The organism is Acinetobacter sp. MB5, from assembly GCF_003261585.1.
Classification (GTDB): domain Bacteria; phylum Pseudomonadota; class Gammaproteobacteria; order Pseudomonadales; family Moraxellaceae; genus Acinetobacter.
In genome coordinates this window covers 198,045-210,758 of record NZ_POVU01000001.1, presented here as the reverse complement: position 1 = coordinate 210,758, position 12,714 = coordinate 198,045, and the positions used below count along the sequence as shown (strand labels likewise).

The 12,714-nt window shown below is 43.0% G+C and carries 11 protein-coding genes; 4 read left to right on the top strand and 7 right to left on the bottom strand.

Features of this window, described 5'->3' with window-relative positions; all coding sequences use genetic code 11:
• The first annotated feature begins 69 nt into the window (after positions 1-69).
• Entirely contained in the window at positions 70-987 is a 918-nt protein-coding gene (gene yddG / locus C1A47_RS00970) for an aromatic amino acid DMT transporter YddG (protein ID WP_111891530.1), read from the top strand.
• On the opposite strand, the gene yddG (C1A47_RS00965) is transcribed toward yddG (C1A47_RS00970), so the two are convergent.
• From yddG (C1A47_RS00965) to C1A47_RS00955, 3 genes are all read right to left on the bottom strand, one after another.
• Positions 984-1,919 (bottom strand): aromatic amino acid DMT transporter YddG, encoded by a 936-nt coding sequence (gene yddG, locus C1A47_RS00965; protein ID WP_111891528.1) that lies wholly within the window; start codon positions 1,917-1,919, stop codon positions 984-986. The genes yddG (C1A47_RS00970) and yddG (C1A47_RS00965) overlap by 4 nt on opposite strands.
• Positions 1,920-2,013: 94 nt before the next feature.
• Positions 2,014-3,069, bottom strand: a complete 1,056-nt coding sequence (locus C1A47_RS00960; protein WP_111891526.1) for a GlxA family transcriptional regulator — start codon at positions 3,067-3,069, stop codon at positions 2,014-2,016.
• Between the two features lie 57 nt (positions 3,070-3,126).
• Positions 3,127-4,857, bottom strand: a complete 1,731-nt coding sequence (locus C1A47_RS00955) for a TerD family protein (protein ID WP_111891524.1) — start codon at positions 4,855-4,857, stop codon at positions 3,127-3,129.
• Positions 4,858-5,105: 248 nt separating this feature from the next.
• Between C1A47_RS00955 and C1A47_RS00950 the strand changes: the two genes are divergently transcribed.
• The 3 genes from C1A47_RS00950 (at position 5,106) to C1A47_RS00940 (ending at position 8,681) form a co-directional block, all read left to right on the top strand.
• Complete coding sequence (locus C1A47_RS00950; RefSeq protein WP_111891522.1) at positions 5,106-6,539, top strand: gamma-aminobutyraldehyde dehydrogenase; 1,434 nt, start codon at positions 5,106-5,108, stop codon at positions 6,537-6,539.
• A 33-nt stretch (positions 6,540-6,572) separates the two neighbouring features.
• Positions 6,573-7,052: an ester cyclase gene (locus C1A47_RS00945; protein WP_111891520.1), complete on the top strand. Its 480-nt coding sequence runs from the start codon at positions 6,573-6,575 to the stop codon at positions 7,050-7,052.
• A 114-nt stretch (positions 7,053-7,166) separates the two neighbouring features.
• Entirely contained in the window at positions 7,167-8,681 is a 1,515-nt protein-coding gene (locus tag C1A47_RS00940; protein ID WP_205669572.1) for an APC family permease, read from the top strand.
• A 53-nt stretch (positions 8,682-8,734) separates the two neighbouring features.
• Here C1A47_RS00940 and C1A47_RS00935 read toward each other — a convergent pair whose 3' ends face one another.
• The 4 genes from C1A47_RS00935 to C1A47_RS00920 form a co-directional block, all read right to left on the bottom strand.
• Positions 8,735-10,198 carry a SulP family inorganic anion transporter gene (locus C1A47_RS00935; RefSeq protein WP_111891518.1) on the bottom strand — a complete coding sequence of 488 codons (1,464 nt, stop codon included), beginning with the start codon at positions 10,196-10,198 and terminating at the stop codon, positions 8,735-8,737.
• Positions 10,199-10,452: 254 nt separating this feature from the next.
• Complete coding sequence (locus tag C1A47_RS00930; RefSeq protein WP_111891516.1) at positions 10,453-12,090, bottom strand: PepSY-associated TM helix domain-containing protein; 1,638 nt, start codon at positions 12,088-12,090, stop codon at positions 10,453-10,455.
• Complete coding sequence (locus C1A47_RS00925; protein ID WP_111891514.1) at positions 12,087-12,383, bottom strand: hypothetical protein; 297 nt, start codon at positions 12,381-12,383, stop codon at positions 12,087-12,089. The genes C1A47_RS00930 and C1A47_RS00925 overlap by 4 nt, the downstream gene beginning before the upstream one ends.
• On the bottom strand, positions 12,380-12,667 hold the full coding sequence (locus C1A47_RS00920) for a hypothetical protein (protein WP_227539709.1): 288 nt from the start codon (positions 12,665-12,667) through the stop codon (positions 12,380-12,382). Before C1A47_RS00920 ends, C1A47_RS00925 begins: the two co-directional genes overlap by 4 nt.
• Positions 12,668-12,714 lie beyond the last annotated feature (47 nt).

Sequence of the window (12,714 nt, the reverse complement as noted above, 5' to 3'; positions counted from 1 at the left end):
GTCCCAACATGACGATGCTGCTTTCTCGCCACAACACGTAATTTTCAATTTATTGAGTGATTCAATGTGATGCAAAATAAAAGAAGCGCAACTTTAATTGGACTGATTGCTGTCCTGTTATGGAGTTCGATTGTTGGGCTGATTCGCAGTGTCAGTGAAAGTCTAGGTGCAACAGGCGGAGCCGCCATGATCTATACCGTTGCGGCTGTCTTTTTACTGCTCAGTGTCGGCTGGCGGCGTTTGTCTGAGTTCCCAAAACAGTATTTGATTTGGGGTAGCTTACTGTTCGTATCTTATGAGTTATGTTTATCGCTGTCGATTGGTTATGCCAATACCAACCGACAAGCGATTGAAGTGGGCATGGTGAATTATTTATGGCCTGCACTCACCATGGTTGCAGCGATTATTTTTAATCATCAAAAAGCCAATTTTTTGATCATTCCGGGATTTGCGATTGCAATTTGTGGGATTTGCTGGGTGCTTGGAGGGAATCAAGGCTTTGATTTGCAAGGCATGTGGCACAATATCCAAGACAATCCACTCAGCTATGGCTTGGCATTTTTTGGGGCTTTGATCTGGGCAGCTTACTGTACTGTGACGGCACGAATTGCGAAGGGTAAAAACGGAGTTACTTTATTTTTTATGCTGACAGCCGTAGTGCTCTGGTGCAAATATTTGTTTGTAGGCGGGAGCCCAATGCATTTTGATTTGCATGCCATGATCTATTTGTTATTGGCAGCAGCTGCAATGGGCTTTGGATACGCGGCATGGAATGTCGGAATATTACACGGCAATGTGACGATTCTTGCGGGAGCATCGTATTTTATCCCTGTGTTTTCGGCGGCGTTGGCAGCGTTGGTGCTGCGTACACCCTTGACGATGTCCTTTTGGCAAGGGGCAGCGATGGTATGTCTTGGCTCAATCTTGTGTTGGTTTGCGACTCGTGGCAAAAGCAAAACGGTTAAGCAAGCGACTGTTTCGGATTAAAAACCATATTTAAATTTGAGAAAAATCTTTTTGGCAAGTGGGCGAATGGCAATCCAGTTGGTTGAAATCCAGCAAATAAATGATCCTAAGGTGACCATTGCTGCACCTTGCCAGAAAGTTGTAGAGAGTGGAGAGTGCAATACAAACATCGCAATCAGTGAAGAAATAATTGGGGTGAAGTAAGACGCAATCACTAAAATCGTGATGTTGCCGTGAATCATCCCGATATTCCACGCGGCATAGCCTAAGCCAATCGCACAGGCAGCAACAACAATCGTTAGCCAGACCGACCAATCCATTGCGGGAATATGGATATCATGCTGAATAAACAATTTTAACCATAAAATCAGGGTCATCACCACAAAGAAGATTGAAACAGGATTGTGCCCCTGACTCATTTTCTTGGTGATCACACAATAAAAAGCCCAAATCACTGCACCTAAAAATGCAAGCAGATAACACAGCGGATTACTTGAAACATGTGCCATGACTTCTGCCAAGCTAAAAGCACCATCTCCTGTTTGAATAAACACAATGCCCGTGATGGAGAGTAAGAAACCCAAGACAATGAGGAACTGAAAGCGTAATTCTTTAAATATGACAAATGCCACAATGGTCAGGCTCGGCCACAGATAATTCACAATACTGACTTCGATGGCTTGTTGTCCATTTTGTGATAAAGCAATCGCAAAAGAAAAGCACAGCTCATAGGCAACAAATAGCAAAGTAGACAGAATCAGGTATTTTTTGGGAATGGCACGAAGGTTGGGAACTTTAAATACAATCAGCAATAAAATTGCGCTGAATGTATAAATGAGCGTTACCCCTAAATGTGGGCCAATCGCTGAACTGATATGTTTAATCAGCCCAACCATAGAAGCCCACATGATGATGGCGCTCAGACCAATCAGGGTTGCAAGATGTCTGGACATGGGAGAGTGTCAATAAAACGGGCGAAATATGATAAAGAAATATACAGGGATTCAATAGTGTTTTTAGGACAATTCATAGAATAGTTTAGCCAAATTATTGCAAACGTTCGGCTTCATGGCGGCGTTTACGATAAGAAAAAGGTGTTTCTCCATATTGTTTTTTAAACCATAAAATAAAATGAGAGGCATCTGAAAAACCACACTCAATGGCGATATTGGTAATGTAGTTATTGGTGTTGGCAAGCAGCTTTTTAGAATGATCAAGACGCAGTTTTCGCCAGTAATGTGCGGGAGACTCATGGGTATTGCTCACAAAAATACGGTGCAGTTGGCGTGGGTTGGTTTTTACATGCTCAGCCACTTCTTTTAAGGTGATGTGTGATGCAAGATTGTCACGCATATAGGCAATTGCTTGATGAACAATGATATTTTCATAAGTATTTGGTTGGTTTAAAGCAATTTGTTCAGCTTTTTGTTCGCTTGGTTTCTCACCGTTGACCAGTAAATATTCCAAAGTTTTATGTGCCCGAATATCACCGCAGTGCTGACGTATCAAATGTGCTGCCAAATCAATTGCTGTTCCCCCTGGGCAAGTCAAAATGCCTTGGTCTTCCACATAACTCTGGTCAACAATGGTGATAACTTTAGGAAAGCGTGTAGCAAACTCATCTCGGGTGGTAAAGTGAATGGCGCACTTTAGACCATCGAGTAAGCCTGCATTGGCCAAGACAAAACAACCTGAACATAAGGCAATAATCGGCACTTTAGCTGCATGAATCTCTCTGAGGGCTTCCAGTAATTCAGGAGAAGGTTCACGCGTTTCAGTCAGTAAGCCACCCGCGATCACTACATAGTCATAATTTTCTTTAAGTTCTTGTAAGTTAAATTCTTTTGTTGGATTGACCGATAAACCACAGCTTGCAGAAACCGATTGATTTGAAAAGGTAATCCAGTCCCATTTACAGTAAATTTGTAAGCTGCGAAAAGACTTGTCTGCTGCAAAACGTAAAGACTCAACCAATCCTGCAACAGGGGCGAGGGTGAACTGATTCATGAGAATAAACGCTACGCGCAGATCTGGATGGATCTGAGCCAGACTTTCTGCGGAAGGAGAAATGTCATCATAAGTATTTTGAGTCGAATAGGTCATGGCATTTATCCTAAGGCTAGGTCAAATTATTATAGCGATATATCGTGGAATACAGTCTTATAAACGATCACTTTTCGCCAAATTACAGGAACGGCATAACAGTTGAATGTTGCGTTCCGAGTTCGAACCGCCTTTGGAAAAAGGAATAATGTGATCAAACTCCAAATAAGACGATGCACCACATTCGACACATTTTCCCTGACAACGTTCCCACACGGCATTTTTCACCTGTTGAGCAATATGCCGTGTGTTGCCAGAGGTTTGCTGAAAGTCCAGTTGACGGTGGAAACGTTTAATCGCTTGATCTATATACGCTTCAACCAAATCGGCATCTTGCCCAATCCAGAATTCACCTGACGCTTTTTGAGTTTTCGCGGTAATGTAAATGGTGGCAGCATGACATTCGATACCCATAATCTGCGTAATCGGAATTTCTAACGCGGTATTAGACATATAAATCAGACGTTCACTGGTCACAAACAGATCACCGATGAGCGATTCTTTTTTGGCATGCAGTTTTTTGACTTGTGTCTGATGCAGATAACAGACTTCCAGATTTTTTAAAATGACCTCATTGGTTTGTATCGGTTGTACTTGCCCCTGACGAATCTGATAAATCTGATTGACCTTGCTAATTCGTGCCTGCAAGTCGCGTTCAAGTTGGGCGCTGACCTGTAAAAATTGGCACAGTTGCTGTAATTCCTGTTGTTCAGTCTGATCGACAAAACCATCAGCGCTCATACTTGCCAGTTGAAACTGCAAAAAGTTTTGAATGTCTTTGTGCATGCTTTGTATGAGCTGCGCTTTCGCTAATTGCTGACTGTGGCAAAGCTGATCGAGCGCCTGCATATTCTGCAAAGTGAGCTGACGTGAGTGAAGTGCTTGTTGCAGTTTTTGTCGAAATTGCTGTTCCGAGCTTTGTTTCAGCAAAGCATAGACTTGGTTTCGGGTTTTTTCGGTAGGGTGTAAAAAAGCCATCCAGCGGTCTAAGGTCGCTTTAGACTGCTTACTGGTCGCGGTAATTAAAAATAAATGAGTTTCTTGTTGAGAAAATTCCAAAGCTTCTTTGAGATCAAGCTGATGCTGCTGACAAAACTGAATGAGTTGTTGCTGGGTTTTTTCAGACAGATCTTGAGTTTGAAATAGGTTGCCAATCAATTGTTGAAAGGCTTTGAGGTGTTTACGTTTCTCAAAAATCTTGAGTGGATTTGACAAAATATCTGTAAAAAAGTTGGATGTTGGCGTTGGCGTTGCAAAGCTTGATTCAGATTCGTCTACAATGTCTACCCCAAAATGCTCTGCCAAAGGTTTGAGCCCACCATTAAAACCTTGCCCCACCAGACGGAATTTCCACTGACCTTTATAGCGGTAAATTTCTCCTAAAATCAGAGCTGCTTCTTGGCGGGACTCACCTAAAATTTTGCCCTGAGCCAGCACTTCATTTTGATTGAGTAATCTAATTTTTAAGAAGTTCATCGCTGAGAAATTACGGGAGACATCGGCGAGGGTGGCGCAAATCGCAATTCTTTCAATTTCAGGGGCTTGGCGCGATAAATCCACCATTAAACATGCACCCACTGCGCTTGAAGACAAACTTAAACTACGGGCTTGATCTTGCGGTTGCCCGTAAAAAATCATGTCATCGTCACCACGGACTTTCTGGCTCTGCTGAGCAAGGCGATAGACGCTAAAATCCAATTCTGCCGCACTTAAACCAAACACTTGGATGTCTACCGTCAGTTGTGTGGTGTTCAGGGCAGTATTGGCGCCAAGCGTCAGTTCTATCATTGGGTTACCTTGTCAGAAATTGTGTTGAATCTAGTTATTGTGTTCTTTGCACAATCTACCGAGCTTTGGCAGAAATAAAAATACAGATGGCGTATTTTGCAGTCTTTTTGCTGATTTCCTAGTCGATTCGTGAATTCAATAAAACATAAAAATTTTAATTAAAGTGATTGACAGGAATTTTTAAACATAATACATATAACATTATAGGTATTATTTTAAATGACTGTACATAGGGAATACGACACGTAATGAGCATACAAAAGTTAAAACATTTTATTAATGGGGAATATGTTGAATCGCTGGGTGGAACATACTTTGACCTTGTCAGTCCAGTGACAGGTGAGGTGTATGCCCAATCACCGAATGCCACAGAAGCGGAAGTCAACGCGGCGTATCAGGCGGCAAAATCAGCGTTTGCAGTGTGGGGAAAAGCAACGCCATCGGTTCGTCAAAAGGCACTGTTAGCCCTTGCAGATACGATTGAACAAAATTCAGAACGTTTAGTTGAAGCCCAAAGCCGTAATACAGGACAGCTCAAACATTTGATTGCTTCTGAAGAAGTGGCTGCCGCAGCAGATCAAATTCGCTTCTTTGCAGGAGCAGCACGCTGCTTGGAAGGCAAATCGACAGGGGAATATTTACAGGGAACCACCTCAAGCATTCGCCGTGAACCCTTAGGTGTCGTCGGGCAGGTTGCACCGTGGAATTATCCATTTTTAATGGCAGTATGGAAAATTGCTCCTGCTTTAGCCGCAGGCAATACCGTAGTGCTTAAACCAAGTGATACCACACCAGAAAGTACATTGTTATTGGCGGAACTGGCAGCGCCATTATTTCCAAAAGGCGTATTTAACGTGGTACTTGGCAATGCCGAAGCAGGTTCTTTAGTGGTATCGCATCGTGTGCCTGCACTGGTGTCAATTACAGGTTCAGTTCGTGCAGGTTTACAAGTGGCAGCATCAGCCGCAGCCAATCTTGCCAAAGCCCATTTGGAACTGGGTGGTAAAGCCCCTGTTTTGATTTTTGAAGATGCCGATTTGGACAAAGCCGCTGAGCATATTGCACTCGCGGGTTACTTCAATGCGGGTCAAGACTGTACTGCAGCAACCCGCGTTTTGGTTGCCGATCAGGTACATGATCAGTTTGTAGAGAAACTGGTGAATGCTGCCAAAAATACCCAGTTTGGTTTGCCAGATGACCAAGACGCTTTATATGGTGCGCTGAATAATGCAGGGCAACTTCAACGTATTCAAGGTTTTATTGAGCGTTTGCCAGCACATGCCAAAGTTGAAACAGGGGGCAAAAAAGCCGAGCAAGCAGGCTTCTATTTTGAGCCAACGGTCATCACAGGTTTGGCACAGCATGATGAAGTGGTACAAACCGAAATCTTTGGGCCAATCATTACCGTGCAGAAATTTAGTGACGAAGCTGATGCGCTAGACAAAGCCAATGATGTGGAATATGGCTTGGCATCGAGTGTCTGGACGAAAGATCACTCACGTGCCATGCGCCTATCTCGCGATTTGGATTTTGGTACGGTGTGGATCAATACCCATATTCCATTGACTGCAGAAATGCCACATGGTGGCTTCAAAAAATCAGGTTACGGCAAAGATTTATCGGGCTATGGCTTCGAGGAATATACCCGTATTAAACATGTCATGAGTGCTTACGAAGATTAATTTAAAAAATACATTCCAATCGGGGAGAGGAATATGCAACAGACAGTTCGTGCGTTTAGTTTTATGACCTTAATGGCATTGGTTGGCGCAGCACATGCCGCACAAGAAGATCCGCAAAAAGTCATTAAAGCCTATATGGCAGCGTGGAATGCACATGATGCTGAAAAAGCATCGAAATATCTGGCACAAGATGCCGTGTACTACGATGTCACCGTTGGCACACCGCAAAAAGGACGTGTAGCCGCACGCGATAATGTCATTAAAGTTTTTGTGGGTGCTGTACCTAACTTGAAATGGGAAATGACCAGTAAACCACTTGTCAGTAAAGATGGTATTTCGTTTCAATGGCGTTTTAGCGGAACCAATACAGGGGCATGGAGTAAAGAAACCCCTGCAACAGGCAAGCCGTTATCCTTTGAAGGGGTGAGCTTTGTCCGTGTTCATAATGGCAAAATTACCTATCAGGGCGATTACTACGACGCTTTAGGCTTTAACAAACAATTGGGTTGGTAAGATCGTCAGATGGGAATTGGGTTGGGGCATACTCAATTTCCATTTTGGCAATTCCGAGCATACTTGTTCTGATCTGCTTTTGAGCAAAGAATAAGGGCAATATAAGGAAATAACATGACAAAACATTCGATTAAAGAAGATGTGGGACTGGTGGTCGATGAAGTCAAACACATCGCACATGCAGTAGATCAAGAAGCCACCCAGTTTGAACGCTCGATTGGTCTGATTTCAAATTTTTCGTTGGGCTTTACCTATTTATCACCATTGACCGCCGTGTATTCACTGTTTGCACTGGCGATTACTCTGGCGGGACCACCATCGATTTGGTGGATTTTAATTGTTGCAATTGGACAGTTATTGGTGGCGATGGTATTTGGGGAAACCGCCTCACAATATCCAATTACAGGCGGATTGTATCCGTGGGCGCGGCGTTTATGGGGGCGTAAATACGCGTGGATGGCAGCATGGATTTATCTCTGGGCTTTGGTAGTCACAGTCACTTCGATTGTGGAATACAGTAGCGGTTTTGTGTTGTCATTATTGCATTTCGCTCCGACTGCCATGAATAGCCTCATCACATCCGTGATTTTGCTGTTGGTGATTATGGTGGTGAACATGTCAGGCACAAAAAACTTGGCACGTGTTGCGCGTATCGGGTTTTGGTGTGAAATCCTGAGCGTGATTGGCTTAGGTTTATACTTGCTGATTTTCCACCGTGCACAACCATTCTCTGTGGTATTTGATTCAATGGGCGTGTTGGCGAGTAATGGTTCTTACTTTAGCGCCTTCATGTCAGCATCTTTGTTGGGCTTGTTCATGTTCTTCGGTTTTGAAGCCTGCGGTAACGTAGCAGAAGAAGTGCAAAACCCAAGTCGTCAGATTCCTGTCGCCATGATTTTAAGTATCGTGTTTGGTGCGGTATCTGCAATTTTATCGGTACTTGGTTATTTGATGGCATCTCCAAACTTGCTACAAATCGTATCAGGTAAAATTACTGACCCGATTCCTGCAATTTTAAATGAAGCACTCGGCACAACTGGTGCGAATATCTTTATTGTGATTGCGATTGTCGCAATGCTGTCTTGTATCTTGTCATTACAAGCGGCTTTAAGCCGTTTGGTGTTCTCGTTTGCACGTGATGAAATGTTGCCAAATAGCCGTTGGATGGCGAAATTGTCAAAACAAGGTGTGCCTGACAATGCCATGATTGTAAGCTGTATCCTGCCGATTTTGCTATGTTTCTTGGTTTACTTCCAACCAGATAGCTTGGCACGTATTACTGCGTTTGCTGTGATCGGGATTTATTGCTCATTCCAAATGGTGGTTTTGGCGGCGTTGCGTCAGCGTTTCAAAGGCTGGAAACCAGCAGGTGAGTGGACTGTTGGTGCTTGGGGGTTGATCATCAATATCTTGGCACTGGCATACGGCATCTTTGCGATTTACTTACTGGCTCAACCAGCAACAGGTAATTCATTTGTCGATCGCTGGATTGTCTTGATTGGTCTTGGTTTTGTGATTGGCAGTGGTTTGGTCTATATGTTTGTGGCAAAACCTTATAACAAATCACAAGCGCCTGAGGGTGATGCAGTAGAATATGCTGCTCAGCTTCGTGCTAAATCTCATTCATAAAAAAATTGCAGGCGAAATGCCTGCAATTTTTGATTTTAAGTTTTCAATTTAGCTTAACTCAAATGTAACTGCGCCTGTGTGGCATGTTGTTGCAGCAACTGCACACTGGCAGCATTCAATCCACGAATTTCACAGTCCATTCCATTGCGTTTAAATTTGCCAATCACCTGATCTAGCGTTTCAATTGACGTTACATCCCAAAGGTGTGCCTGTTCCAAATCAATCACAATTCGATTTTGACTATGTTGATATTCAAACAATTGAGCAAACTTCTTCGCTGAGCTAAAAAATACTTGCCCTTGAATTTGATAGACGCGCTGTTCTTCGGTATCGGTAATTTGACACTGCAATTGTTTTTCCAGTTTGTTGGCAAGAAATACAGCTGATAACAAGACACCTGTAATGACACCTAATGCCAAGTTATGTGTTGCTAAAACCACAATCACGGTGGCAATCATCACCACATTACTGCTACTTGGGTTTTTATGAAATTGAGTGATCGACTTCCATTCAAAGGTACTGATAGACACCATAACCATGACTGCGACGAGTGCTGCCATTGGGATGACTTTCAGCCAGTCGTGAATAAACACCACCAAAATAAACAAGAACACGCCCGCAAAGAATGTCGATAAACGTCCACGACCCCCTGACTTAATGTTAATCATGGACTGTCCAATCATGGCACAACCCGCCATCCCCCCCATGAAACCTGTCACGATGTTGGCAACGCCTTGTCCCACACATTCTTGATGTTTGTTGCTGGTGGTATGGGTCATGTCATCGACAATGGTTGCGGTCATCATCGACTCAAGTAAGCCTACGGCTGCCATGGCTGCTGCATAAGGGAAGATGATCTGTAAAGTTTCCAAGTTCAAAGGAATATTTGGAATCAGAAACATCGGCAGCGTGTCAGGTAGTTTACCCATGTCGCCGACTGTTGGAACATGCACATTAAACAGCAAAGCCAAAGCAGTAATCACAATAATACAAACCAGTGGCGATGGAATTTGCTTGCCAATCTTAGGCACATAAGGGAATAGGTAAATAATCGCAAGACCCAGTGCGACAAACACATAGACCCAAGCGCTGACGTTGTATAAGGCAGGGAGCTGTGCCATAAAAATCAAAATAGCGAGGGCATTCACAAACCCAATTACCACAGACTTAGAGACAAAGCGCATTAGGTTGGCAAGGCGAATTTTCCCTGCAATGATTTGTAAAAGACCCGTCAAAATGGTGGTGGCAAATAAATATTGCAAACCGTGGTCTTTGACCAGCGTGACCATGAGGAGCGCCATAGCCCCTGTAGCCGCAGAAATCATGGCAGGTCGACCACCGACAATCGCAATCACAACTGCCATTGAAAAAGAGGCATATAAACCGATTTTCGGGTCAACCCCAGCAATAATCGAGAACGCAATTGCTTCAGGAATCAGCGCTAAGCCGACGACGAGGCCAGACAAAATATCGGCACGAATATGACCGAACCATTGCTGTCGATACGTTGAAAACATAGAAAAAACCTAATTTAAGAAGAAAAAACAATTAGGCTCGTGATGTGATATATAAGCACACAGACGACACCACATCACGAGTCAAATACTGGTGATGACAAAATTACTCAAGCAGAAAACGAGAAATTAAGGTGGCGTAACTTGCATGTATATAACGGAGAACAATTCTAGAGAATATAAAGCATAGCAAATTTGTTGGATTAAAGGTAGCTTTAGATTTGGCAAATGCTGATACCAAACCTAAAGCGTGTTTCTTATGACAGACTTGTTGAAGAGGAAGCCGCCCATAATGAACCTTGATCGGCTGTTTTTGAACGCCGTTTGGCTTGTCGATAAAAACGTAAAAACAATAAACCGATCAGTAATGCAATAATATCAATCCAAATCAGATCACCTGTGTAGTGCCACAAACCTAAACTTGGCATGATATAGGATACAATTGCGGTCAGTGGAATTGCGAGCAAGACCATTGCAATCGCCAGTAAAAATTGTGGTAATGCTTTGGCTGCACCAATTGCAAATGCATAGCTAATACAGCCTAAGAACACCACATAATAAATATAAATAAACAGTTGATTTAAAGTGACGGATAATGGGTTAAAGAGTGCATAACTCCATTTGCCGATTAACATGCTACTAAAAATCGCCAAGACACAACCTAAACAACTGCCAATTGTTAAGCTGGCTAATAAACGCACATCTTGACGTTGCTCAGGAATCGCATCATTCGGATTCTTGCGTTTACGAGCACGAGTTTCTACCCATAAAATATTGCCTGAGTAGAACAAAAATGCGCCCGCCAAGCCCAGTAAAACATACATCCAGCGAATCCCTGTGCCACCAAAACTACCAAAGTGTAGGCTGAACATCGAAGTGACGAGTTTATTCCAAGCACCTGTTTCAGTATTTAGAAATTTGTTGTTGTATTCACTGACTTTATAGGGGTTCATGGTCATAAAGTCTTGTGTTGCACCACGTAGCATTTGATCACTGCTATAAACTGCAATGCGTGCATTGGCTTTTTCAGGTTGGTTCAAGTTATTGAATTGAATATAGCTCACTGAATATTGAGGTGAAACTTTTTTGACTTGAGCTAAAATCTGATTGATATCTAATTTTGGTACAGCTTGATCAATGACATGTTCTGCTGGGGGCGGGAAAAATGATTTTTTCTGTTTAGATGCAAACTGTAGCGTGTCATAAAAAATATCATGAAATGCAAAAACTACTACAGTCACGCTAATGATGACATGAAAAGGCAAACTGGTAATCCCAATCACATTGTGGGTATCGAGCCAGAAGCGTTTTTTATTTTTCCCCGCACGAATGGCAAAAAAGTCTTTGACCAATGTGGGTAGTAGTAAAATCAAACCTGAAAATAAAGCTAGAAAATACAATACGCACACCACACCCATTAAAGTAACCCCTAAACTGTCATGTCCAAGTGTTCCAGGAATGCTCGCGGTTTCATGTAATTGCTCAATCAAATGTCCTGGTTGCACCAAAGGTTCTTGTTTGATGAGAGTCTGACCTTGTTCATCTAAGCTGGCAAGCCATGTTTTTTGAGTTGCATCGACAGCATGGCGTCCACCACCGCGACCTTCTGTCCACATCATGGGAGCATAATGAAATTCAGTCGAGTTGATATTTAAGGTAAAACTCTTTTGAGCTGCGGGGTGTTGCTGTTGAACATTGGCAATTAACTGATTGAGTTGCTGAACTTGCACGGCCGGCAGGACTTGATTAGGAGGCGTTGCCCACTGGCTCAGCTGATGCTGAAACATGCTTAAGCCGCCTGCAAAAAAGCAGATAAAGAGCAGAATCCCTGCAAAAATCCCAACCCATGTATGCATGCTTTTTGAAAGCTTCATGATATCTGCACGGACTTTCATACAGCACCTCTTAGTAAAAACACAGCTAAACCCGCAATCAGATTGGCAAACAGCATGATCAGTAAGGCTTGCCAACCTCTAGGAATGAAATAACAGGCAAAGAAAATCGGGAGCCAACTCCAAGGAATACTCCACATGGCAATTTGTGCTAAAACACTAGCATCAAGAAATGGTTGACCGATCAGAAAAACCAAACAACCTATCATCAGTGCAAGAGTAAATCCCAAGACTCCGCCAGCGATGGTTTTGCTCCACCAATCAGGTTGAATCGGGTGTTGAGTTTTAGCTTTCATGACCGACCTGTTAGTTTAAATAGAGGAACAAACGGCAAGAAACTCCACACGACAGTGATACAGATCAGCCACGATAAAACAGCCACGACTTTGGGTAGAACCCACCACAAAATCAATAGGCTACTGACAGAAAAAATAATGGCTAAACCACGATAAGTTTTGGCAAGTGGTTGCTTGAGTAAAGATTGATTTGGGTGGCAACAATACAGCACGCCACAACCGATCACAATCAACAGTAGTCCAAGAATTTTCATAAAGATACTCGGATAATTATGGTCTAACATTTAAAAAAGCCCCAAAGCATAAGCTCAGGGGTGTTTAAAGAACTTCA